Source organism: Pseudomonas triclosanedens, assembly GCF_026686735.1.
Lineage (GTDB): Bacteria > Pseudomonadota > Gammaproteobacteria > Pseudomonadales > Pseudomonadaceae > Pseudomonas > Pseudomonas triclosanedens.
In genome coordinates this window covers 2,706,577-2,731,055 of the sequence record NZ_CP113432.1, presented here as the reverse complement: position 1 = coordinate 2,731,055, position 24,479 = coordinate 2,706,577, and the positions used below count along the sequence as shown (strand labels likewise).

Annotated in this window: 20 protein-coding genes; 14 read left to right on the top strand and 6 right to left on the bottom strand. The window is 64.0% G+C overall.

Annotated elements, in window-relative coordinates; all coding sequences use genetic code 11:
* Window positions 1–342 precede the first annotated feature (342 nt).
* The 6 genes from OU419_RS12820 (at window position 343) to OU419_RS12795 (ending at window position 8,249) form a co-directional block, all read left to right on the top strand.
* Window positions 343–2,019: an MFS transporter gene (locus OU419_RS12820; RefSeq protein WP_254472706.1), complete on the top strand. Its 1,677-nt coding sequence runs from the start codon at window positions 343–345 to the stop codon at window positions 2,017–2,019.
* 207 nt (window positions 2,020–2,226) lie between these two features.
* Window positions 2,227–3,720 carry an aldehyde dehydrogenase family protein gene (locus tag OU419_RS12815; protein WP_254472708.1) on the top strand — a complete coding sequence of 498 codons (1,494 nt, stop codon included), beginning with the start codon at window positions 2,227–2,229 and terminating at the stop codon, window positions 3,718–3,720.
* A 576-nt stretch (window positions 3,721–4,296) separates the two neighbouring features.
* A complete protein-coding gene (locus OU419_RS12810) occupies window positions 4,297–5,301 on the top strand; it encodes an acetoacetate decarboxylase family protein (RefSeq protein ID WP_254472710.1) in 1,005 nt (334 codons plus the stop codon).
* A gap of 36 nt (window positions 5,302–5,337) precedes the next feature.
* The gene (locus OU419_RS12805) at window positions 5,338–6,291 is read left to right on the top strand and encodes an NAD-dependent epimerase/dehydratase family protein (protein ID WP_254472718.1); all 954 of its coding nucleotides are present in this window, start codon (window positions 5,338–5,340) and stop codon (window positions 6,289–6,291) included.
* Window positions 6,292–6,297: 6 nt separating this feature from the next.
* Window positions 6,298–6,987 carry a type 1 glutamine amidotransferase domain-containing protein gene (locus OU419_RS12800; protein ID WP_254472720.1) on the top strand — a complete coding sequence of 230 codons (690 nt, stop codon included), beginning with the start codon at window positions 6,298–6,300 and terminating at the stop codon, window positions 6,985–6,987.
* A gap of 563 nt (window positions 6,988–7,550) precedes the next feature.
* On the top strand, window positions 7,551–8,249 hold the full coding sequence (locus tag OU419_RS12795; RefSeq protein ID WP_254472722.1) for a B3/B4 domain-containing protein: 699 nt from the start codon (window positions 7,551–7,553) through the stop codon (window positions 8,247–8,249).
* 51 nt (window positions 8,250–8,300) lie between these two features.
* Here the strand turns inward: OU419_RS12795 and OU419_RS12790 are convergent, their stop codons facing one another.
* Window positions 8,301–10,004, bottom strand: coding sequence for an amidase (locus tag OU419_RS12790; RefSeq protein ID WP_254472724.1), 1,704 nt, complete (start codon window positions 10,002–10,004; stop codon window positions 8,301–8,303).
* Window positions 10,005–10,836: 832 nt separating this feature from the next.
* Between OU419_RS12790 and OU419_RS12785 the strand changes: the two genes are divergently transcribed.
* Entirely contained in the window at window positions 10,837–11,118 is a 282-nt protein-coding gene (locus tag OU419_RS12785; protein WP_254472726.1) for a hypothetical protein, read from the top strand.
* Window positions 11,115–11,549, top strand: coding sequence for a hypothetical protein (locus OU419_RS12780; RefSeq protein WP_254472728.1), 435 nt, complete (start codon window positions 11,115–11,117; stop codon window positions 11,547–11,549). Before OU419_RS12785 ends, OU419_RS12780 begins: the two co-directional genes overlap by 4 nt.
* Before the next feature lie 62 nt (window positions 11,550–11,611).
* On the opposite strand, the gene OU419_RS12775 is transcribed toward OU419_RS12780, so the two are convergent.
* The 3 genes from OU419_RS12775 to OU419_RS12765 form a co-directional block, all read right to left on the bottom strand.
* The gene (locus OU419_RS12775) at window positions 11,612–12,112 is read right to left on the bottom strand and encodes an outer membrane beta-barrel protein (protein WP_254472730.1); all 501 of its coding nucleotides are present in this window, start codon (window positions 12,110–12,112) and stop codon (window positions 11,612–11,614) included.
* Between the two features lie 254 nt (window positions 12,113–12,366).
* A complete protein-coding gene (locus OU419_RS12770; RefSeq protein ID WP_254472732.1) occupies window positions 12,367–13,299 on the bottom strand; it encodes an endonuclease/exonuclease/phosphatase family protein in 933 nt (310 codons plus the stop codon).
* A 176-nt stretch (window positions 13,300–13,475) separates the two neighbouring features.
* Entirely contained in the window at window positions 13,476–14,549 is a 1,074-nt protein-coding gene (locus OU419_RS12765) for an HNH endonuclease (RefSeq protein WP_254472734.1), read from the bottom strand.
* Window positions 14,550–14,949: 400 nt separating this feature from the next.
* Between OU419_RS12765 and OU419_RS12760 the strand changes: the two genes are divergently transcribed.
* The 4 genes from OU419_RS12760 (at window position 14,950) to OU419_RS12745 (ending at window position 20,516) form a co-directional block, all read left to right on the top strand.
* Complete coding sequence (locus OU419_RS12760) at window positions 14,950–16,491, top strand: nucleobase:cation symporter-2 family protein (protein WP_254472736.1); 1,542 nt, start codon at window positions 14,950–14,952, stop codon at window positions 16,489–16,491.
* Between the two features lie 434 nt (window positions 16,492–16,925).
* The gene (locus tag OU419_RS12755; RefSeq protein WP_254472738.1) at window positions 16,926–17,396 is read left to right on the top strand and encodes a DUF2271 domain-containing protein; all 471 of its coding nucleotides are present in this window, start codon (window positions 16,926–16,928) and stop codon (window positions 17,394–17,396) included.
* A gap of 14 nt (window positions 17,397–17,410) precedes the next feature.
* On the top strand, window positions 17,411–19,573 hold the full coding sequence (locus OU419_RS12750) for a PepSY domain-containing protein (protein ID WP_254472740.1): 2,163 nt from the start codon (window positions 17,411–17,413) through the stop codon (window positions 19,571–19,573).
* Window positions 19,557–20,516, top strand: a complete 960-nt coding sequence (locus OU419_RS12745) for an FAD:protein FMN transferase (RefSeq protein ID WP_254472742.1) — start codon at window positions 19,557–19,559, stop codon at window positions 20,514–20,516. The genes OU419_RS12750 and OU419_RS12745 overlap by 17 nt, the downstream gene beginning before the upstream one ends.
* Before the next feature lie 3 nt (window positions 20,517–20,519).
* Here OU419_RS12745 and ptrR read toward each other — a convergent pair whose 3' ends face one another.
* Entirely contained in the window at window positions 20,520–21,398 is an 879-nt protein-coding gene (gene ptrR, locus OU419_RS12740) for a putrescine utilization regulator PtrR (RefSeq protein ID WP_254472744.1), read from the bottom strand.
* A gap of 144 nt (window positions 21,399–21,542) precedes the next feature.
* Between ptrR and OU419_RS12735 the strand changes: the two genes are divergently transcribed.
* Both OU419_RS12735 and OU419_RS12730 read left to right on the top strand, forming a co-directional pair.
* On the top strand, window positions 21,543–22,928 hold the full coding sequence (locus tag OU419_RS12735; protein ID WP_254472746.1) for an NAD-dependent succinate-semialdehyde dehydrogenase: 1,386 nt from the start codon (window positions 21,543–21,545) through the stop codon (window positions 22,926–22,928).
* Between the two features lie 206 nt (window positions 22,929–23,134).
* Window positions 23,135–23,839, top strand: coding sequence for a glutathione binding-like protein (locus tag OU419_RS12730; RefSeq protein WP_254472748.1), 705 nt, complete (start codon window positions 23,135–23,137; stop codon window positions 23,837–23,839).
* A 91-nt stretch (window positions 23,840–23,930) separates the two neighbouring features.
* Here the strand turns inward: OU419_RS12730 and OU419_RS12725 are convergent, their stop codons facing one another.
* A complete protein-coding gene (locus OU419_RS12725) occupies window positions 23,931–24,476 on the bottom strand; it encodes a DUF3828 domain-containing protein (protein ID WP_254472750.1) in 546 nt (181 codons plus the stop codon).
* Window positions 24,477–24,479 lie beyond the last annotated feature (3 nt).

The window sequence follows — 24,479 nt, the reverse complement described above, 5'->3', positions numbered from 1 at the left end:
ACGGCTGTATCAGGCTGAGACAGCCCAGCCAGACTTATACGATGGTCTAATTGCGCAGAATTCGCATCGCGGAACGCCACATAACAAGGCGCCGGCCAGACACCTCGCGCCGCCGGGCATGTCCAGAACGCCCGCACCATGCGCGCCAACCCACGGCCCACGCGGGCTTGCGGGTGGATATCTGCGGCATGGCGATTATGCTTTCCGATGACCTTGCAGCGATGCAGGCCTGCCTGTTTTCACGCATCAGCAATCCGTATGACCTGACATCAGCCCTGGGCTCGAGTGCGGTAACGGTATTGAGGGACTCCGGCCCATCACAAGAACAAGACGGAGACGAACATGGCACAGACATACAGCCCGTCCGCGGGCAATGCGCCTTCCACCGGCGTGACCAAGGAGGAGCGCAAGGTCATCTTTGCCTCCTCCCTCGGCACCGTATTCGAGTGGTACGACTTCTACCTCTACGGCTCCCTCGCAGCGATCATCGCCAAGCACTTCTTCGCCGGAGTCAACGACACCACCGCCTTCATCTTCGCCCTGCTGGCCTTCGCTGCCGGCTTCGCGGTGCGGCCATTCGGCGCCATCGTGTTCGGGCGGCTGGGCGACATGATCGGACGCAAGCACACCTTCCTCATCACCATCGTCATCATGGGCGTATCCACCGCCGTCGTCGGCCTGCTGCCGGCCTACGCCACCATCGGCGTCGCGGCGCCGATTATCCTCGTCACCCTGCGCCTGCTACAGGGCCTGGCCCTGGGGGGCGAATACGGCGGCGCGGCGACCTACGTGGCGGAACATGCGCCCAAGGGCAAGCGTGGCTTCTTCACCTCGTGGATCCAGACCACCGCAACGCTGGGCCTGTTCCTCTCGCTGCTGGTGATCATGGCCTGCCGCACCGTGCTGGGCACCGAAGCGTTCGAAGCCTGGGGCTGGCGGGTTCCCTTCCTGCTGTCGATCCTGCTGCTGATCATCTCCGTCTACATCCGCCTGCAACTCTCCGAGTCGCCGGTGTTCCAGAAGATGAAAGCCGAGGGCAAGGCATCCAAGGCGCCGCTGACCGAATCCTTCGGCCGCTGGGAAAATCTCAAGGTGGTGATCATGTCGCTGCTCGGCGGCACCGCCGGCCAGGCCGTGGTCTGGTACACCGGGCAGTTCTACGCGCTGTTCTTCCTGTTGCAGACGCTCAAGATCGACGCGCAGACCGCCAACCTGCTGATCGCCGGCTCGCTGCTGCTGGGCACGCCGTTCTTCGTGTTCTTCGGCAGCCTCTCCGACCGGATCGGCCGCAAGAAGATCATCATGACCGGCTGCATCCTCGCCGCGCTCACCTACTTCCCGATCTTCCACGGGCTGACCCAGTTCGGTAATCCCGACGTCTTCGCCGCCCAAGAGAAGAACCCGGTCACCGTCGTGGCCGATCCCGCCGCCTGCTCCTTCCAGTTCGATCCGGTCGGCAAGGCGAAATTCATCAGCTCCTGCGACATGGCCAAGAGCCTGCTGGCGAAGAAGGCCATTCCCTACGAAAACATCAAGGCCGAGACCGGCGCAGTCGCCCAGATACACATCGGCGACAAGGTCATCGCCAGCTTCGAAGGCAGTGGCATGGCAGCCGCAGAGTTCAAGGCACAGTCCGACGCCTTCACCGCGCAGATGAGCAGCGCGCTCAAGGACGCCGGCTACCCCGAGAAGGCCGACCCCGCGAAGATCAACCACCTGATGATGCTGGTGCTGCTGACCATCCTCGTGATCTACGTAACGATGGTCTACGGCCCGATCGCCGCCTGGCTGGTGGAGCTGTTCCCGGCGCGCATCCGCTATACCTCCATGTCGCTGCCCTACCACATCGGCAACGGCTGGTTCGGCGGCTTCCTGCCCACCGTAGCCTTCGCAATGGTCGCGGCCACCGGCGACATCTACTACGGCCTCTGGTACCCCATCGTCATCGCGGTGATGACCGCCATCCTCGGCATCTTCTTCCTGCCGGAAACCAAGGACCGGGATATCACCCACACCTGAGGCCGCATGGCGGGATGGCCAGGCTCATCCCGCTGGCGGTCGTCTCAGCCGCTGTCGCACATTGCGACAGCGGCTTCTTCATCTCACTACCGAATACCGAATAAATCCCTTTAAATTCAAATAATTGAACGAACCAACCAGCATTGGCACAGCCGTTGCGATATTCCGCCTCAACGTTCCGTGAACAGACAACAAGAGGCAACCGCAATGCTCGCTTCCCTGCCCATCAAGCCAGAATCACGCGCCTTCCTGCAGCGCGCACCGAAGATGCTCATCGGCGCCGACTGGACCTCCGCCAGCGATGGCGCGCTGATGGACCTGCGCAACCCGGCCAGCGGCGAAGTGCTGTGCCAGGTACCGGCCAGCACCGCCGCCGATGTCGACCGCGCCGTGCGCGCGGCCCGCCAGGCATTCGACGACTCCCCCTGGAGCCGCATGCGCCCGCGCGAACGGCAGAACCTGCTGTGGAAACTGGCCGACCTGATGGAACGCGACGGCGACCTGCTGGCAGAGCTGGAATGCCTGAACAACGGCAAAAGCGCCGCCGTCGCCCGCGTGATGGACGTGCAACTGGCCATCGACTTCCTGCGCTACATGGCCGGCTACGCCACCAAGATCGAAGGCACCACCGTCGACGTCTCCATGCCCCTGATGCCCGAAGGCGACTTCCACGGCTACATCCGCCGCGAGGCCGTCGGCGTGGTCGGCGCCATCGTCGCCTGGAACTTCCCCCTGCTGCTCGCCTGCTGGAAACTCGGCCCGGCGCTGGCCACCGGCTGCAGCGTGGTATTAAAGCCCGCCGACGAAACCCCGCTGTCCGCCCTCAAGCTCGCCGAACTGGTGCTGGAAGCCGGCTACCCGGCCGGCGTGTTCAACGTCGTCACCGGCACCGGCATCACCGCTGGCGCCGCCCTCTCCCACCACCCGCTGGTGGACAAGCTCACCTTCACCGGCTCCACCCCCGTGGGCAAGGAAATCGGCAAGGCGGCGATGGACAACATGACCCGCGTAACCCTCGAGCTGGGCGGCAAGTCACCGACCATCGTGATGGCCGACGCCGACCTCGCCACCGCCGCCGCCGGCGCCGCCCAGGCGATCTTCTTCAACCAGGGCCAAGTGTGCTGCGCCGGCTCGCGTCTCTACGTTCAGCGCAAACACTTCGACAACGTAGTGGCCGATATCGCCGGCATCGCCAACGGCATGAAACTGGGCAACGGTCTCGACCCAAGCGTCGACATGGGCCCGCTGATTTCCGCCAAGCAGCAGAAGCGCGTGTACGACTACATCGAACTGGGCCGCGACAAGGGCGCCACCATCGCTTGCGGCGGCGAACAGTTCGGCCCCGGCTACTTCGTCAAGCCGACGGTGATCGTCGACGTCGACCAGAAGAACCCGCTGGTGCAGGAAGAAATCTTCGGCCCGGTACTCGTCGCCATGCCCTTCGACGACATCGACGACGCCCTGCGCATGGCCAACGACAGCCCCTACGGCCTGGGCGCGAGCATCTGGTCCAACGACCTCTGCGCCGTTCACCGCATGGTGCCGCGCATCAAGTCCGGCTCGGTCTGGGTCAACTGCCACAGCGCCCTGGACCCCGCGCTGCCATTCGGTGGCTTCAAGATGTCGGGCGTAGGCCGCGAGATGGGCGCCGCCGCCATCGAGCACTACACCGAACTCAAATCGGTGCTGATCCGACTGTAATTCCCCCGGCATTGATCGCGGATGGAACCCTCCTGCGCAGGCAATGCCACCTTTTACAGGAGCGAGCCTGCTCGCGGGCAAGGCCCGCTCCTGCGAAAGCCGGATCGTCTACCTCGCCCGTGCATCCCTGCGCGGGTCTTGTATCCCCCAACCGCAACAGCGCACGGGGGATTTTTTTGCCCGAAACCCAACCAGGCCCGCGATACTCGGCCCGAAGAGAATTGGCAGCGCAATCGCACTTGCTTGACCAACTGATTGCATTCCACTTGACCAAGCATTTGCATCGGATCTGACCCACTGAGTGGTCATGACCGGCAGAGAACGACACAAGGCAGACGCTGCACTTCTGGGCTATTGGGCCGCCCCTGAGCAGCGTTGCTTCGCCCCCGCCAACAAGCCGAGCGAACATCATTCATCGCTCTTATCCCCACTCATTGCGCCGCGAATAACTCTCAGGGCTCCTTGACCTTAAAGCTAACTTTAATCTTAGGGTTCCGCACAGACACCGCCAGTTGAGTCGGTGCACAGATGCTGCCTCCTATGGCGGAGCCAGCCCGAGACGCGGAGACCTTCGATATGAAACCTGTTTCACTTGCCCTTGCTTGTGGCCTTCTTCACGCAGCCATAGCTGTGCCTTCCTGGGCTTCACAGCCAACCGATCCAGCGGCCGCCCAGGCCACCACGACGATTGCCGGGCAAGTCATCCCTGTCGTGAAAGGCGGATTGTACGATCGCTACCACTCCAATCCGCCACTCTCGGTGATTGCCCGGGAAGCCCAGGACATCGACCTGAGCTGGTTCAAGACCCTGACAAAGACCAAGGTCGACATGGGCTTTGAATCCTATTCCCCGAATTTCTATTACAACAACAGCCGGATCACCGTGGTCTTCACAGCCGATCTGGACAGGCTCCGGGGCCTGATGCCAGCCAAGGTCCTGGAGCAGGTGCAGCCACTTCAGATCTGGCCTGGCCGAGGTCTAGTCGCCCTGACTGCCTATGCCTATCACTACTGCGACAACGACAGTTACAACGAAATTGCCTTGTCCATCGTCACCAACAAGCCAGGCCGCAGCAACCTGGGGCCCATCAGCCTGGTCAGCCAGTCGATGGGCAAGGACCTGTGGGGATACGTGCTGAAGCTGCCGGTCAACACCGAGTTGGCCAGAGTTCGCGGCGTGGTCGGCTATAACCTGCCCAAATGGCTGGCACCTATCGACTATCGTGAGACTGACAAATCGGTGCTGGTGAGCATCAGCGACAGCCAGACCGGCAAGGTCGACGTGACCCTGGAAACAGCAAGACTTGCTGACCTGTCGCAGGACGTCGAACTGGTCACCAACAGTTTCACCAATCTCGATCACAAGGCCGAGCTCAACTACGGCTATGCGGTCTCTCGACAGCAACGTCATGCCTCTACGACCCGTTCGGATGCCGTCAAACTGAGCCTGAGCGACGGCAGCCTGTCGACCTACATCAAGTCGCTGAAATTGGGTTCGATGCTGAAGTACGAGTATGTGCCGCAGTTCCAGAGTGCGTTGTATGCACCGGCACCGCTGCAGACGATGCTGTCGCGCGATTGAGTGTTGCGGATTCCCAAGGCCAAGCGAGGAAATCGCATGCAGACCATTTTGGGCGCCACCGGCCAGATTGCGGTGGAGTTGGCGCGAGAGTTGAGCCGCGCCTATACGACAGATCTGCGACTTGTGAGCCGCCGACCTGAGAAGGTCAACGACTCCGACGCCCTGGTGCCGGCCGACCTGCTTGATGCCGGTCAGGCCGCCAGGGCGGTAGAGGGTAGCAGCATCGTCTACTTCACTGCGGGGCTGCCGCCGGATACGCGGCTGTGGGAAGAGCGGTTTCCAGCGATGCTCAAGAACGCGCTGGATGCGACTCGAGCGGCAAAGGCCAAATTCGTCTATTTCGACAACACCTACATGTACCCGCAGGATGGCCGTGTACTGACCGAGGCATCCGTATTCGAACCCGTAGGCCGCAAAGGCAAGGTGCGCGCCGCGATGGCGTCGATGGCGTCGATGGTCCTGCAGGAGATGGCACGGGGAGAAATCCCCGTCGTTATCGGACGAGCCCCCGAGTTCTACGGTCCTGACAAGACGCAGAGCATTACCAATACGTTGGTCATCGACAGGATCAAGTCGGGTCAGACACCGCGAGTGCCGGTACGCGACGACACCAGGCGCACGCTCATCTGGACTCCCGACGCGAGCCGCGCGCTGGCGGCCTTAGGTAACGCAGCGGACACGTTCGGGCAAACCTGGCATTTGCCCTGCGACGATGATCGCCTCACCTACCGACAGATCGTGGCGGTGGCATCCGGACTGGTGGGCCGTGAGCCCTCTTACCGAGTTCTCGGCAAGTGGACTTTGATAGCCGCTGGCCTGCTTTCCGGGCCGGTCCGCGAGCTTCGAGAGCTGCTGCCGCGCTATGAGCGCGACAACCTGTTCGACTCGGCGAAATTCAAGCGGCGTTTCCCGAAGTTCAAGGTGACTGCTTATCGCCAAGGGCTCGAGCAGCTCTTTGCAGAATCCAGACCGAATCCGTTTGAAAGGTAGACCATCATGCCCCGTCGCATTCTCCATGTCGTCTCCAACGTGGCTCACTTCGACAATCCCGACGAGCCAACCGGCTTATGGCTGTCGGAGCTCTCCCACGCTTACGACCTCTTCGCTGCCCAGGGCTACGAGCAGCGGTTGGTGAGTCCCAAGGGTGGAGCAATACCTCTGGAGCCACGCTCACTCAAATGGCCGAACGCCGATGCCTCCGCTAAACGCTGGTTGGCTGATCCCGCCAGCATGGCGTTGCTTTCGCACACCGCCTCACCGGGTGAGTTACACGGCAAGGATTTCGATGCGATGTACTTCACGGGCGGTCACGCCGTGATGTACGACTATCCGGATGACGAAGGGCTGCAGCGACTCGCCCGCGAGGTCTATGAGCACGGCGGCATCGTTGCCTCCGTGTGCCATGGCTACTGCGGCCTTTTGAACGCTCGGCTCTCCGACGGCTCGCTGCTCGTCGCAGGGCGACGCGTGACCGGCTTTACCTGGATGGAAGAGATCCTGGCGGGCGTGGCCAAACAGGTGCCCTACAACGCCGAGGAAGAGATGAAGCGACGTGGCGCACGGTTCGAAAAGGCGCTGGTTCCCTTTACTCCGAAGGCTGTGGTGGATGGCCGCCTGGTGACAGGGCAGAACCCTCAGTCAGCCAAGGTCACTGCCAAACGGGTCATTTCACTACTGAGCGCCTGAAGACAACCCATGTGTTGGCCCTGGAGACCCGATGGACCTTCAGGTCGGTTTTGTTCCTGGAGTGATGGAACAGCGGTGCTGTGGTAGTCGAACGCGCAATTTCGGAGGTAACGCTGCCGCCGTGATTGACGCGAAGGAGGCTCCGCATAGCGGCGGTCCCGGACAGCACGCTGCGGAGCAGCCGCTACAAGGGGCGTGGTGGTATCGCTGCAGAAGCAGTCTGGGGCGATTTTCGGAAAGCTGTACGCAGTTGGCTAGCGGCTGGCGTCCGCCTTACCGGCAAACCATCGGCAGCCGGGCTGAGCTGCCGGGCCGGCACGGTACGGCATCTGAAATCAGATTTCCTTATTTTGCATTAGGCGAATTCATTGGAGCTGATGACGCCCTCCAGGTAGAAATACGTCGGCGGACACTTGTTCGTCACCTTGCGTCGCCGACGTCATCCCACGATACAGCGGCTCTTCACTAGCCTTCAGGTGCTCTCGTGGCCTGGGGGCACTACAACGCGCGAAACCTGGTTCGTCGCTGAACCGCCCTTGCACATACAGGAGGAAGCTTCTCAGATGCTGTCCGTCATTCCCCGGATCGACCCCGCCATCGCCACCCTGGCCCCCGGCTTCCGGGCGCTGAGCATCTCGGTCGAGGCCGCTCCGCTAATCGACCCAGGTGTTGCCGAGCAGGCCCTGCGGGATGCCTGCCGCTCGCTCGATACGCAAAGCCCACCGTGGGCGGCGGCCCATCTGGCGGCCTGGGCCGAAACCTTCCGCCGCTTCGGCGCCAAGCCGCAGCGCACGCCCTGCTCGGCCGAGGCGCTGCGCAAGCGTGTGCTGCGCGACGGCGAGTTGCCGAGCATCAACCCGGTGGTCGACCTCTACAACGCGATCAGCCTTCGCTATGCGATTCCGGTGGGCGGGGAGAATTTCGCGGCCTATGTCGGCATGCCCAGACTGGTGATCGCCGACGGCAGCGAGCGGTTCGACACCATCAAGGACGGCGAACCGTTCGACGATGCGCCGGAGGCTGGCGAGGTGGTCTGGCGTGACGATGCCGGCGTTACCTGCCGGCGCTGGAACTGGCGGCAAGGCATTCGCACCCGTCTGGACGCGGACGCAAGGCAGATGTGGTTCATTCTGGAGAGCCTGCCGGAGATGCCCCTCGAGGCATTGCAGGAAGCTGGCGAGCGGCTGATCGAAGGGCTCGGCGCAATGATGCCGGGCGCCGTGATCGAGTCATCGCTGATTGCGCCGTTCGAGCGCAGATAGCCGAAGCGGCGGAAACGGGGCCATTGCGGCCCCGCTCGCGCCCTTCGGGTGTCAGGCCAGCGGCGGAGTACGCGGCGGAACCATGCGCTTCGAGCCAGTGGACTCGAAGGCTGCGGCGAAGCGCAGCAGCGCGTTATCGCTGTAGGCGCGACCGGCGAAGGTCAGGCCGACCGGCATGCCGATGTCGGCCATCACCCCCATCGGTACGGTGACAGTGGGCACGCCCAGGTGGCGAATGGCGAGGTTGCCGTTGGCGACCCAGACGCCATTGCTCCAGGCGATGTCCGCGGACTCCGGGTTCACATCCGCATCGGCCGGGGCGACATCGGCCACGGTCGGGAACAGCACCGCGTCCAGATGCAGGCGATCCATCCACTCTTCCAGGTCGATGCGACGGGTTTCTTCCAGGCCGCGCAGGCCGTCGGGCAGGCTTTCGATCTGGTCCCAGGTCTTCAGGCCGCGCTGGGCCATGTTCACGTACTCGTCCATGCCGGCGCAGAGGTCGCCCTCGCGGTTCGGCAGGGTGCCGGGGTCATGAGGGAAAATCTGCGGGCCGTCGACGTCGGCCAGCTTGTTCAGCTTGGGATCGCCGTTGGCGCGCAGGAAGTCGTCGAAGCCCCAGCCAGACAGCTCCCACAACTCGTCATGCAGGAACTGCTCGGAAACGATGCCGCGGTTGAACACCGTGGGCGCGCCAGGGCGGTCGCCCTCGCAGTTGGAAACCAGCGGGAAGTCGACCTCAATCACTTCCGCGCCAGCCGCTTCCAGCGCCTTGCGCGCCTCTTCCCACAGTGCAATCACCGACGGGCGCGTGTTGATGCGCTGGCCGGTGGGGCCGCCGATGCCGGGCTTCTCGCTGGTGCCGGCCTCTTCGTCCTTGTTGATGAACATGCGCGGCACGCCCAGGCGCTTGCCCTTGAGGGCTTCGGCCTTGACTGCGAGGTCCAGGTACGAGGCCGGGCGCACGGCGGCGACGGTCGGGATCGGTACCCACGGTTGCAGGCGCCACAGGTCGCCGCGCTTGTCCGGGTCTTCGGCCACCACGACATCCAGCACTTCGAGCAGATCGGCCATGGTGCGCGCGTAAGGCACCACCACGTCCATCGTTGGCGTCAGCGGCCAGTTGCCGCGCACCGAAATCACACCGCGCGACGGGGTATAGGCGCACAGGCCGTTGTTCGATGCAGGGCCGCGGCCACTCGACCAGGTTTCCTCGGCCAGGCCGAAGGCGGAGAAGCTGGCGGCGGTGGCGGTGCCGGCACCGTTGGAGGAGCCGGAGGCGAACGGCGCGGTGAGGTAACCGGCGTTATACGGGCTTTCGGCACGGCCATAGACGCCGCGCTGCATGCCGCCGTTGGCCATCGGCGGCATGTTGGTCTTGCCCAGGCAGATCGCACCGGCAGCGCGCAGGCGCTCGATGGTGAACGCATCGCGATAGGCGACAAGGTCCTTGAAGGCCGGGCTGCCGGAAGCGGCGGTGAGCCCCTTCACCAGGTAGCTGTCCTTGGCGGTGTAGGGAATGCCGTCCAGCGGGCTGAGGGTTTCGCCACGGGCACGGCGGGCATCGGAAGCCTCGGCTTCCTTAAGTGCCTCGGGGTTGCGCACCACGACCGAGTTGAGACGAGTGGCCGTTTCCGGGCCATCGTAGGCGTCGATGCGCGCGAGATAGGCGGTGACCAGCTCGACCGCGGTGGTGCGGCCCGACTCCAGGGCTTCACGCAGCTGCGCAATGGAAACTTCGGTTACCTCGATCATGCTTTCACCGTCGGCTGGAGGTTGGTGGGAAGGGGCAGGTCTGCGTCGCGACGGACCCAGACGGCGCAAGTCGGAAAATGCGTGTTCATCTCGATTCTCTTGTACTTCTGTTACGCGACGGGAGTGAGTGTACCGTCGGCCAGCGGCACCGATCAGCGCCCGGCGGACAAACCGGATACGCAACGCATGGCATCGGTGGCGAAAGGAGCCGCCAGGGCGCACACACTGGCACGACCGATCAGAATACACAACAGCCGTAAATTAAAATAAACGCCGCACGACAGACCCGACAACCGCTGGAGCCGCCCTCCCTCGCCGCAAAGCTGCAAGCCAAACCGCGAAGCGTGCGCTGCCCGGTGACCAGGCAACGGGCAATAACCGCTCAACTGCCTGCAGGAGGTATGGCAAACCTCATGTCGGCTCCCCAATTGCGCAGCCTTCTACACCGCAAGCAGAAAGCGAATTTTCCTACCGTCATTTATCATTGTGGGCCTACGAGCGCTGCCGGTAGATTCCGTTCGCCGCGGTCAATCCCGTGGTCGGGTGTCGCAACCCGGATCGGTTCAGGCGCGTAGACGCCAGTGCGCAAGCATTGGCGCCCTCATGTCGTCAGTGCTTCGTGCATCTATGGCGGCCGCGCGAGGTGGGCTTCGGCCTAGCCGGATTTCCTTGAACCTCCGGATTGCGACCCTCGTGCGGCCCGCCTCCCTCTCTGAATCGCAACAGGATGGTGGCGGCTCCTTACAAAGGTTCAAGGAGCAACGGAAAATGCACTATCCCCCTTTCACCCCCGCGCACCACCGTTCCCTCTCTCTCCGCCCGGAGGTGCAGCATGGCTGAACGTCACCCGATCCCCCTGATCGCCCAGCCCCACGACGATGTGCTGCTGGTGAACCCGCAAGCCTCCGTAGACCATCTGTACGACACCGCCGCACGGCGACTCAACGCCGTGGAGGACCTGCTGCGCCTGCTGGAGAGCAAGCCCGACTGCGCTCTGGTGGACGAAGTGGCGCGGCTGGCGTCGGCGCTGGCACCGCTGCTGAGCGAGTCTCGCCAGTTGTTCGAGCTGGCGCTGGACCAACACTCCCGCAAAAGCGCGGGGCTTGCGCGATGACGCTACCGGACGATTCCGCGTTGCTGCATTACGAGGCAGCCCTGGCAGGCATCGCTCGCTTGCGCGGGCAAGCGTTCATGGCGGGGACGGAAGCGGACTGGGATGAGTTGCGCGAGCACGTCACCCAAGCCTTCTGGCAGGCTCGGATGACACCCCGAGTGACGCCCAGGGAAGTTGCCGCAACGCCCTATTGCCGCGCCATTCCGCTGCTGGAGAGGCAAGGCAAGCATGTCGAGGCGCTACGCAAGGGCATGCTGGCGGCAGAGCGCAGCGTCTCCACACGCTACACAGTGGCTCCGTGGGCGGCGCTGGTGCACGGGCGCACCGCCATTGCCAGCGGCCTGCCCCGGCACGCCTATGAATATGGTTTCGTGATCCGCCTGTACCAGTTGCTGCTTGAGGCCTGCGCGACCTCTGGCGCATCACCCTGAGCATTACGCCGACGCGTTGGAAGGCAGAGGGCGCCATTTGCGGCGCCCTTCTTCGTAGTGGATCAGAAGCGCCAGTAGGCGGACAGCGAGGTCTGATCCAGGTCGACATCGCCGACCTCGAGGGTTTCCTGCTCCAGGCGCAGGCCCAGACCGCCGAGCACGTCCATTTCCGCGCCATAGCCATACAGGCCGTCCATGTCGTCGGACTTGCCCGCCACGTCATCATCGGCGTGCCAGGCGTGCACGCCAGCGGTGCCGAACAGACGGATGCGCTGGCCGATGGGGAAGCCCAGGCGCATGTTGGCCTGGACCGACTGGCCGTCGAAACGCTCCTTGCCGTCGCGCATGTCGCCGAAATCGACCAGCGCGCCTTCGAATGCCAGGTAATTGTTCACGCGATAGCCCGCATAAAACTTGTAGCTGTCGTCCTTGTCATCGAAACGGGCCTCGTCGATTTCCGAACGAGTGACGCCGCCGCCGATGTAGATGCCACGGTCATCGGCCATTGCCAGCATCGAACCGGACAACAGAAACACTGCGGAAACCACTTTTGCAAAACGCATGAAAACTCCTTACCCGAGGCAATCGCTGCCACGAGCACAAACTTGAAATGAACAGGTTGGATAGACGCGAAGGGAATGAGCGTCGTATCAGCCGATAGCCAGGCCAATGAAAACCAGAGTCGGTGGGAGTCCGTCTGGATCGGCCCTTTTATCCAGCCCGCAAGGGCGTGCAATTAAAGCCAACCGGGTACTGCGACGGCCATCGTAGATTGTCGATAGTCGACGTTCGCACGATGAGGCAGCGCAATGGCCGCTCAGTTGCCGCGAATCAGTTGGTCGAGTTTCTCCGCATCGGTATCGACCATTACTTTCGCCCAGATCGGGAAGTGGTCAGAAAGCTGGAACGACAGGTTTGCCCTGCTCACGCCGAACCAGTGTGCGTCGTCTTCCGAGAACAACTTGCAGACACCGCCTTCATTGGTGAACGACTTGAGAAACTCGGGGTTGTGCAGGATGTGGTCGTAATGCTGTTGCTGGGCCAGGGTGGTCTTGATGTCCACCAGCGCTGTCGGCATCTTGAAACCTTTCGACAACAACGCGGCGTGCATCTCCGGGGTTTCGGTATTGAAGTCGCCGAAGACGATGATGTCGGTATCGACCGTCTTGTTGCGGCGCATCTTGAAGTCCACCCATTCGGCGAAGCGGCGAATCTCATCCAGCCGCGCGGTCTGGCTGTCGCCCCAGCGCAGGTGCGCGGCGATGGCGACGAAATCGAAGCTGCCCGAGCAGAAGGCGGCGGAATACGGCGGGCGCCAGAACGACTCCGCGCCGATGTACTCCTCCCCCACCCGTTTGCGCGGCGGAATACCCGAACCGGCGAGCCCGGAAAACTGCACCGCGCGCTTGTCGTAGACGAATGCCAGACGCTCCCAGTTGCCGCCGTAGTCTTCGGTGACGTCCGAATAGACAACGCTCCAGTACGGGCCGAGGTACTTCAACACGGTCGAGAGATCGCCGAGATTCTCGCGTAGTTCGACGACCGATACGAGGTCGAACTGGCCGATGATTTCCGCGATCAGGTGCAGTGCCAGCGGTGTGCGCTTGCCCTGGCCAAAGGCGCGGATATTCCACGACGCCACCAGTATCGATTCGTCCAGTTCCGATGACGGCAGGTTCAGCGCCTTGATTCGATCCTGCAGCTCACGCAGGACTTTTGCGGATGCCACATCCAGGTCACCGTGGAACATGCTGCACCTCCTCGATCGTTGCGTCGGGCTCGGTGTGTGCAACGATCCGGAAGGGAGTGCCTGTCCGACTGCCTGCGGGTGATGTCGTCCGGCCAAGGCAGGCCAAAATCAGGCGTGGCCTTGGCCCCTCCTTGAGGCTAGTTCCAAGTCGGCGGAACTCAACCCGGCACCAGCGTTCATTCCCGGATCAGGCGCGTGACGTTCTGGTACAACTCATCGATCAGGCGCTTGGCGTCTTGCCCATAATGGAGTTCGCGGTGGCAGTTGGGGCAGATCGCTACCGCGTTGGTCACCGAATCGGAACCTTTGTCGGCAAGTTTTCGAACGTGGTGGACCTCTAGGAACGGATCGCCCTCGACAGTTTTGAACGGCGCGGGCTGCGCACAGCGCTCGCAGGTACCGTTCGCCTCTTTCAGCACCCAGGCTTTGACCAAGGGATCGCGCTGGTACTGCGTGATCGTCGATGTCGACGTGGTTGGCGAAGCATTGCCTTTGGGTTGCGGCAACGACTTCTTCTTGAGGCTCTCTCGAACGGTAATCTCGAATTCCACGACAGGACGCAGCGGCTTCTCTTCCGCCTCGGCGATCAGCGCCTCGATCTGCGCAGCGATGTTGCCCCCCACGTTCGTCGCTGGGTACAGCCCATCCAACCAGTCCCGCCCCAGGAGCGACAAGACATAAGAGATGTTCCGCATCCGGTACTCGAAGGCTTTGGCCGAGCGGCCGAATCGCTCGGATAGCGCTGCATAGAAACTGGTCTTGGTGAACTCGATGCCTTCACGGACGCACTGCTGCATCTCAAGGTACGCCGCCACCGAGGCGCGTAGCTCGTCTATCGTCCAATCGTCACCGACGGAAGTGTCTTTCTCATCCTCGGGATTGGCGACGTATGGCGTCCAGTCGAAATGCTTGGCTTTTTCGATCTCAGCTAGCCACCAACCGTACTCCTCGCCGCCTCGATTATGCACAGTGAAATATCCCGGCCCAGGCAGTTGGGATTCCCGGTCAACGATCAGCCCGGTAATGCCGGGTAGACCTGACTCGACCGTCCAGTGAGCAAGACTGTTGAGGCCCTGGTGTTGGAGGCTTCGCCCCAATGTTTGCCCTTGCTGCGACAACCCCAATGCCTCATGAACCTGCCTATAGGTAATGAAGGTTCTTGGGTCATTGGCTTTCACTTTGGGTAAGCGGGAGACCAAGAGTCGGAGCAGCCTTTGCCCTTGCTGATCCAACACCGAGATATTCGCCATTACGTGCCATCCTTGCGCAGTCGATGAATAGCCACTCTTTTATCAAAGCTTGATCGACTTCGCACTAGCAGCCACTTAGCTCAACTGCAACTGCACGACAGAGCCCGCTGGCCCGGTATTTGCCACGCACTGAAGCAGTCGTCGCGCACAGGGCGACTCAGGCTTTTCAAGTAACGACTTGGTGCCTTTGGCCTCAACGACGCACACATTTTGTGCAGAACCATCCGAGCGGGCAGCCATATGCAAAACACCCTTCCTAGAGCTGTTTCAGGCGAAAATAAGATTAACCCATCGGTCAGCTTCCTTTCCGCAGACCAAAAAGATGTATACAAATCAGTAGATATTTCATGGCAATTTTGTCTACAGTGCTCGCACAACAAAAACAAGCGAGTCCTCAGCCATGAATGATCGTTCAGCTGTAGCGTCCGTCGGATCACGTCCGGAAGACGAGAACCTTGGCATCGGCGCCAACCTGGCGTACGGCCTGCAACACGTTCTGACCATGTACGGTGGGATCGTCGCCGTACCCCTGATCCTCGGCCAGGCGGCTGGCCTCTCACCCAGCGAGGTCGGGATGCTGATCGCCGCATCGCTGTTCGCCGGTGGCCTCGCCACCCTTCTGCAAACCCTGGGTATTCCTTTCTTCGGCTGCCAGCTCCCGCTGGTGCAAGGCGTGTCGTTCTCTGGCGTAGCGACGATGATCGCTATCCTCGGCGGCGGCTATGAGGGCGGCGGCATGCCTGCCGTGCTTGGCGCGGTGATGGCGGCCTCGTTCATCGGCTTTCTGATCACGCCGGTGTTCTCACGCATCACCAAATTCTTCCCGCCGCTGGTCACCGGCATCGTGATCACCACCATCGGTCTGACCCTGATGCCTGTGGCGGCTCGCTGGGCGATGGGCGGCAACTCCAATGCACCGGAGTTCGGCAGCATGTCCAACATCGGCCTGGCGGCGATGACTCTGGTGATCGTCCTGGTCCTGAGCAAACTCGGTAGCGCCTCGATCTCGCGCCTGTCGATCCTGCTGGCAATGGTGATCGGCACGCTGATCGCCGCCGCGCTCGGCATGACCGACTTCTCCCGCGTGACCGAAGGCTCGATGGTGGCGATTCCGTCGATCTTCCACTTCGGTATGCCGACCTTCCACCTCGCGGCCATCATCTCGATGCTGATCGTGATCATGGTGACTCTGGTGGAAACCTCGGCGGATATCCTGGCCGTCGGCGAAATCATCGGCACCAAGGTCGACTCCAAGCGCCTGGGCAACGGCCTGCGCGCCGACATGGCGTCGAGCATCCTCGCGCCGATCTTCGGCTCCTTCACCCAGAGCGCCTTCGCCCAGAACGTCGGCCTGGTGGCCGTGACCGGCGTGAAGAGCCGCTATGTCGTCGCCACCGGCGGCCTGATCCTGGTGGCTCTGGGCCTGCTGCCAGTGATGGGACGGGTGATCGCGGCGGTGCCGACGCCGGTTCTCGGCGGCGCCGGCATCGTGCTGTTCGGCACCGTGGCAGCCAGCGGCATCCGTACGCTGTCGAGTGTCGACTACCGCAACAACATGAACCTGATCATCGTCGCCACCTCCATTGGCTTCGGCATGATCCCGATTGCCGCTCCGAGCTTCTACGAGCACTTCCCGAGCTGGTTCGCCACCATCTTCCACTCGGGCATCAGTTCTGCGGCGATCATGGCCATCGGCCTGAACCTGCTGTTCAACCACCTCAAGGTCGGTAACTCGGACCATCAGTCGGTGTTCGTCGCCGCCGAGGAGCGCACCCTGCGCTACCGCGACATCGCCGCGCTGAACGAGGGTGACTACTTCCAGAACGGCAAGCTGTACGACTGCGATGGCAAGGAGGTGCCGATGGTCCATGACGATCACGACGACCACCATGCCTCCGCACCGAAGCGACCTTTGCGCGAAGCGGAAAACAGTAGCGCCTGAGTACCGGCGACACTCGCTGAAAGGCCCCACACGGGGCCTTTTTTCGTGCCTGCGAAAAATCCACAAAATGGCGTGCCGGGGATTTCCCCTGAAGCAGCCGGCTATCGTTCCGTTGCTCCTCCAGATGGTTGTCCGATGCCTGCTCATTACGCTTGCCGCAGCGTCCGAAAGCTCCACCTGATGAGGCCGGATGCCCAGGTCGACAACGCCGGACGCCATCAAGCCAGGCGCCTGAAGGGCCGTGCGCACACGGAGCGGCGGCTGGATGAACGACCCGCGGCGCCGAAGCACTCTCCGGCAGGTGACTTGCGAAGCGCTGCTCACACTGCCCTAGCAAAGTTTTCTGAAGGCAGTCTGAAGCCCGTTCCAGAGCGGTTCAGCTTGGTTTAAGCACCCCCACTCAAAGTAGGGTCTCCCCTGAAGGAGGCTCCCTCATGAAGACTACCGCCATCACCCTCGCCGTCGCCGGAGCGCTCGCCGGTCCCGCAGTGGCCCAGGCCCGTGAGCTGAACCTGAACACTACCCTCGCCGACTACAGCGGCGACAAGGCCTACCTGGCCATCTACCTGACCGACGCCCAGGGCCAATACCAGCGCACGCTTTGGGTCGCCGGGCGCAAGGCCAAGTACTACAAGCACCTGGGCGACTGGGCGCGCGGCAGCGGCCTGCGCGCATCCGAGTTCGACGGTCTGAGCGGCGCCAGCGTCGGCAGCGGCGACACCCTGACGGTGTCGGTGGACGTCGCCGACAGCCTGATCGACGCCGGCTACCAGATCCGCATCGACAGCGCAGTGGAAGACAAGCGCTCCAACCGCGCCGAAGTGAAAGTGCCGCTCACGCTCGACGGCGCCGGCAAGGAAAACCCCGGCAGCGGCTACGTCTCGAGCTTCCGCTACGACCTTTGACAGCGGAGGCCGCCATGCTTCGTCGACTGCACGCCTGGCCCGGCATCGCACTGGCCATCCTGCTCCTGGCAGTGGCCGGCAGCGGTGCCCTGCTCGCCACCCAGCCGCTGGCCGAACGCCTGGTCGCAGGCGCCGAACCCGCTCGCAGCGTGGCGCAGATTGCCGACCAGGCAAGCCATGCGGTGCCCGGCATCGAACGCCTGGAGCGGCACGCTTCCGGCCTGCTGATCGCCTACGCAGAACAGGGCGCGGTGCGTATCTCGCCGCTGGACGGCACGGTGCTCGGCGCCTACGAACCTTCACCCCTGTACCGCCTCAGCCGCGACCTGCATCGTGCGTTGCTGATGGGCGAGCCGGGCCATGCCCTGGTCGGCATCGGTGCGCTGGGCATGCTCCTGCTGGGCGTCTCAGGGCTGGTGTTGCTGGCCCGCCGCCAAGGCGGCTGGCGCAAGCTGGCGAGCCCAGTACGGGGCGATACCGTCTCGCGCTGGCACAACCGGGTCGGCCGCGCGCTGTTGCCCGTGGCACTGCTGTTCGGCGTGAGCGGCGCCTACCTGTCAGCAGAGCATTTCGAGCTGATCGCCGCTGACCAGGATCGGGAGCCGGCCTTCCCCACATCACTGGCACAAGGCGCCGCAGCACCGCCGACTGAGCTGGAAGGCTTGCTGCGCGTGCCGCTGGGGCAACTGCGCGAACTGGAATTTCCGCTCCCCGGCGATACCCAGGGCGCCTATACGCTGCGCACCGCCGACGGCGATGGCTATGTCGACCCGGTGAGCGGCGAACTGCTTGGCTATCTGCCCCACTCGCCGGCGCGGCGACTCCATGAATTCATCTATCGCCTGCACAGCGGGGAGCTGCTGGGAGCCGCCAGCCCCCTGCTCGGTCTCGCAGCCCTGGGCATGCCGCTGCTGGGCTTCACCGGCGCACTGCTGTTCCTGCGGCGCCGGCACTCCCCGGCAAGCCCGGTGACGCAGGCAAGTGCCGAAAGCGCCGACTGCGTGTTGCTGGTCGGCAGCGAAACCAACGGCACCTGGGCCTTCGCCCAGGCATTGCAGGCGGCTCTTACGACATCCGGCCGGCGTGTGCATGGCGCCACACTGAAACAGGGCGCGCGGGAGTATCCCGCCGCCCGTGAGCTGCTGGTACTGACAGCGACCTACGGCGATGGCGATGCCCCGCAATCGGCAACCGGCTTTCTCGACCGGATCGAACACCTGCGCCTGCCGGAGGACGCGCGCTTCGCCGTGCTCGGTTTCGGCGACCGTCGTTTCCCGCGCTTCTGCCAGTTCGCCGTCGACGTGGACAACGCCCTGGCCGAGCGAGGGTTGACCCGTCTGCTACCACGCCGCGACATGGAAGCGACACACCCACAGGACTTCGCCACCTGGACCGGTGAGCTTGGCGATGCGCTGGGGGTGAGCCTGGCGGTCGGCGACGTGGACCGGCCCCGCCCGCAGTTGCACCTCAGGCTCATGGAGCGGCAACTGCACGCCGCGCCCGGCGATGTGCCCCTGGTCGTGCTGCGCTTCGCCGCGCTGGGCCAGGCCACTCACCACCAACCGGGCGACCTGCTGGCGGTTTATCCGCCCGGCCTCCACGCGCCACGCCAGTACTCGCTGGCCAGCGACAGCCGTGATGGCCTGCTGGACATCTGCGTGCGCCTGCGGCCCGGGGGGCTCTGCTCCGGCTACCTGCACAGCCTGCGTCTCGGCGACACCATCGAGGCCACTCTCCAGCCTCACCGCGCATTCCAGCCGCAGCCCGGCGACGCACCGCTGATCCTGGTCGGCGCCGGCAGCGGCATCGGCCCGCTGGCCGGTTTCACCCGGCATAACAGCCGCGGGCGCCCCCTCTACCTGTACTGGGGTGGGCGGATTCCACAATCCGGCGTGCCGTTCCAGCACGACCTCGACCAGGCCCTCGCCGACGGCCGCTTGAGCTTGTTGCGCACGGTGTTCTCCGCCGGGCGGCAACCGGCCTACGTGCAGGAGCGGCTGTACGAGGACGCGGCGCAACTGCGCCAGTTGCTGGAAGCCGGCGCCCAGGTGCTGGTGTGCGGCGGCCGCGATATGGCCAAGGGCGTGCAGCGCGCCTTCGACGAACTGCTCGCGCCGCTGGCATCGAGCGTCGAGCAACTCCGTACCGAAGGACGTTACCGTGAAGACCTCTTCTGAATCCGCCAGCGCACGGCGCCACTGCCTCAACGGCGCCATCATGGGCACTCGCTACTGCGCGCTGTTCTACGGCTTCGAACGCATCGACGAGACGGAGCTGGCGCGTGCGCTGTACGACGCCGTGGCGCTGGTCGACGCACAGATGTCGAACTGGAAGACCGACTCCGACCTGATGCGCCTGAACGCCGCCGAACCGGGAGCATGGATGAGCCTGCCGACGGAGTTGCTCTGGGTGCTGCAAACCGCCATTCAGGTTGGCGCGCAGTCCTCGGGCGCGTTTGATATCGCGGTGGGCGATCTGGTCGGCGCCTGGGGCTTCGGGCCGCAGCGCCGCTTGGCCGCAGCCGCCGAGCGCGAGGCGCTGCGGCGACAGCCACGCTCCAGCGCGGCGGCGGCGCTGGAGTTCGACTTCGGCGGCGGCCGCGTGCGCAAGCGCCATCCGGTCTTCCTCGACCTGTCCGGCATCGCCAAGGGCTTTGGCGTCGACCAACTGGCCCGTTGCCTGGAAGATCGGGGCATCCACGACTACCTGGTGAGTATTGACGGCGAGTACCGCGCACGCGGCGGCAAACCCGGCGGGCAGTGCTGGAGCGTAGCCATCGAGAGCCCGCAGGCGGGCAGGCGCGAAGCGCTGGGCGTACTGGAAATGACTGACGGCGGGCTGGCCACGTCCGGCGATTACCGGCACTTCCACGAGCAGGCTGGCAAGCGCTACGCCCACACCTTCGACCCGCTGCGCGCGGTGCCCCTGGACAACGGTGTGGCCTCGGTGTCGGTGCGGGCTCGCACCTGCATGCTGGCCGACGCCTGGGCCACCGCCCTCATGGTGCTGGGCCCGGAGCGCGGCGCAGAACTGGCCCGCGAGCAGCGCCTGGACGTGCTGTTCGTGCTGCGCGACGGCGATGCGCTGCGGCAACTCTGGGTGCCGGGCGCATCGGGTTGACCGTCAGGCCACGTCTGCTTCGTCGCGCGGATCTTCCAGCAGGTCGATGAAGGCGCGCAGCGCCGGGGTATCGGTGCCGCGGCGCCAGAACAGCCAGGTGGTGGCGTCGGCATGGTGCGGCGCCAGGCGGTGGATCGCCACGTTGCGGCCGCCGGCCAGGCTCTCGAACATCGCCCGCGGGATGATCGCCACCCCGCCGCCCGCGGCGATGCACGCGAGCATGCCGTGGTAGGACTCCATCTCGACGATCTTGCCCGGTACCACGCGATGCTCGGCGAACCAGCCTTCCAGGCGCTTGCGATAGGAACAGGTGTCGCGGAAGGCGAACACCGTCTCCCCCGCCACATCACGCGCATCACGCACCGGCGGGTGCGACCTGGCACTCATCAGCACCAGTTCCTCGCGGTACACCGGCTGGCCATCCAGTTGCGGGTGGTTGGCCGGGCCGTCGGCGAAGGCGGCAATGAAACGGCCGGAGAGCACGCCATCGATCATCTCGCCGGACGGGCCGGTGGAAAGGTCGAGCTGCACCTTGGGGCATTGCTGGTGGTAGCGCGCGAGCATCTCGGGAATGCGCACCGCCGCGGTGCTCTCCATCGAGCCCAGGGAAAAACTGCCGTGGGGCTCCGCGCCCACCGCCACCTGCCGTGCCTCGTCCACCAAGTCGAGGATGCGTTCGACGTAGTCGAGGAAGCTGCGCCCGGTAGGCGACAGGCGGAGGCGCAGCTTTTCCCGGATGAACAACTCGGTGCCCAGCTCCGCTTCCAGCTGCTTGATGCGCGTGGTCAGGTTCGACGGCACGCGGTGTAGACGGGCCGCGGCAGCGGTGATGCTGCCCTCGTGGGCGACGGCGCGGACGATTTCCAGCTGGGTGAGGTCCATTATTCTCTCCGAGAGAAAGACTCTTTCTTGATTATTCATTTTACATGAATGAATGCGCATCTTAATTTCTGCGTCATCCCGGAGCCACCATGCCCGGACGAACGACCGGCCTTGCCGCCTCAAGCAGAACAAGCAGGACTCACCATGAACCAGATTGCCGCCATCCCCGCTGCCATCTCGCGCAGCCCCGCCACCGGCCAGGAACTGGCCCGCTACACCTTCGAAGACGCCGCCCAGCTGGAAACCTCGCTGGCCCGCACCGATGCCGCGTTCCGCCAGTGGCGCGACACCAGCATCGCCGAGCGTGTCGCCGTGCTGCGCAAGATGGCCGAAGTACTGCGCGCCAATGTGGAGCCGATGGCCCGCATGGAAGCCCAGGAAATGGGCATGCCGGTCACCCAGGCTCGTGGCGAGATCAACAAGTGCGCCAACCTGTGCGAGTGGTACGCCGACAACGGCCCGGCCATGCTCGAAGACGAGAAGACCAGCATCGAAGGCGCATACATCTCCTACCTGCCGCTGGGCCCCGTGCTGGCCGTGATGCCGTGGAACTTCCCCACCTGGCAGGTCATGCGCGGTGCGGTGAGCATCATCCTGGGTGGCAACACCTACGTGCTCAAGCACGCGCCGAACGTCATGGGCTGCGCCTATCAACTGCGCGACGCCTGGCTGCAGGCCGGCCTGCCCGAAGGCGTGTTCGAAGTGCTGAACGTCGAGCCGCCGCTGGTTTCCAAGGCCATCGCCGATGATCGCATCGCCTCCATCGCCGTGACCGGCAGCGTTGGCGCAGGCGCCGCCATCGCCTCCCAGGCCGGTGCCGCGCTGAAGAAGTGCGTGCTGGAGCTGGGCGGTTCCGATGCCTTCATCGTGCTCGCCGACGCCGACCTCGACGCCGCGGTGAAAGCCGCCGTCGCCAGCCGCTTCGGCAACTGCGGCCAGGTGTGCATCGCCGCCAAGCGCATGATCCTCGAAGAATCCATCGCCGAAGCCTTCACCGAGAAGCTGCTGGCTGCCGTCAAGGCGCTGAAGATCGGCGACCCGCTGGCGGACGACACCTTCGTCGGCCCGATGGCCCGCTTCGATCTGCGCGACGAGTTGGACGGCCAGGTGCAACAGGCCATCGCCGAAGGCGCCACCCTGCTGCTGGGCGGCCATAAGCTCGAAGGCGAAGGCAACTACTATGCGCCGACCGTGCTGGCCAACGTGAAGCCAGGCAACACCGCCTTCAAGAAGGAAATCTTCGGCCCGGTGGCCTCGCTGATCGTCGCCCGCGACGCCGAGCATGCCCTGGAGCTGGCCAACGACAGCGAGTTCGGTCTCTCCGGCGCCATCTGGACCGCCGACAAGACCCGTGCCCGGCAGATGGCTCGCCAACTGGTCAGCGGTGGCGTATTCATCAACGGCTTCTCGGCTTCCGACCCGCGCGTACCGATCGGCGGCGTGAAGAAGAGCGGCTTCGGCCGCGAGCTGTCGCACTTCGGCCTGCGCGAATTCACCAACCCGCAGACCGTGTGGATCGACCGCAAGTAAGGCCTGCTCAAACCGGCGTCTGGCGCAGGATGGGTAGCGCAATGCGACACCCGTCCTGCGCGCTGTGCGAGTCTCCCGATTCGCACAGCGCTTGGATCGACCGCAGGTAAGGGCCTATCCTCAGCCCTTCGCCCCACGCCGCTCTCCTCGGCGCGGGCGTCGTCCGCACCGGCATTTCGCCGGGGCGTTCCCACCTAGGAGGTTCCATGATCGAGCTGTACTACTGGCCCACGCCCAACGGCCACAAGATCACCCTGTTCCTGGAAGAAACCGGCCTCGACTACCGCATCCACCCCGTGGACATCAGCGCCGGCGACCAATTCAAACCCGACTTCCTCGCCTTTTCGCCGAACAACCGCATGCCGGCGATCATCGACACCGCGCCCGCCGACGGCGGCGAGCCGATCACGGTGTTCGAGTCCGGCGCCATCCTCGTCTACCTCGCGGAGAAAACCGGGCGGTTCCTGCCGGCCGACGTACGCGGCCGCAAGACGGTGCTGGAATGGCTGTTCTGGCAGGTCGGCGGCCTGGGCCCGATGGCCGGGCAGAACCACCACTTCGTGCAATACGCGCCGGAAAAGCTGCCCTACGCCATGCAGCGCTACGTCAACGAGACCAACCGCCTGTATGGGGTAATGGACCGGCGCCTGAAGAAGGTGCCCTATCTGGGTGGCGAGCACTACAGCATCGCCGACATGGCCAGTTACCCGTGGATCGTGCCGTGGCAGCGCCAACAGCAGAACCTCGATGACTTCCCGCACCTCAAGCGCTGGTTCGAAGGCATCGCCGCGCGCCCGGCCACCGTACGCGCCTACGAACAGGGCAAGCCGTTCCAGTCGCGGCCCTCAGTGACCGAGGAAGGCAAGAAGATCCTGTTCGGGCAGACCGCCGCGAGCCTGGGCAAGGACTGACCCCCGCGGATCGTCAGCCAGCTCGCTCCAGCACGGCAACCACAGGAGCGAGCTGGCGGCGCCGGCTCGCCACTGCGCGGCCGCAGCTCGCTCAGGAAGGAGCCGCATCGTTCCTGTATTTGAGAAGTTCGCGGGTGCTGCGCCGCAGGTTCTCGGCCAGGCTGCCTTCGCCATTGATGCAATCCTCGACGCGCCAGCCCCTGGCGGTGCGATGCAGAAGCAGATCGAGGTTTCGCCCTTCTCCCGTCGACAGGTCCTTGAGCACCAGTGTGGCCGTCAGCCGTTCGCCATTCACCGGTTTGAAGACCAGCGACTGAATCCGGATGTCACCCCAGTCCTGACAATCGCAAAGAGGATCGCCATTCAGGTATCCCACCTCGCCGTCGGCGGCATCCTGATCGGCCTGCATCAGGGCAATCAGGGAAGCGTCGTAGATATCCGCTTGCGCCAATGAATCATTCGGCACGCCCGGCCCGTCGTTGGCGTAGCTGGCGTATATCTGCCGCAGAAAGCGCTTCGCGCTGGCGTTATCGTCCGCGGAGGGAGCGCTGGCGGCGATCGACGCATCGGCCATCGTCAGCAGGACCAGCAATAGTGCAAAGGCGTGTCGCAGAAATAGCATGGAATTCTCCGTCAATGA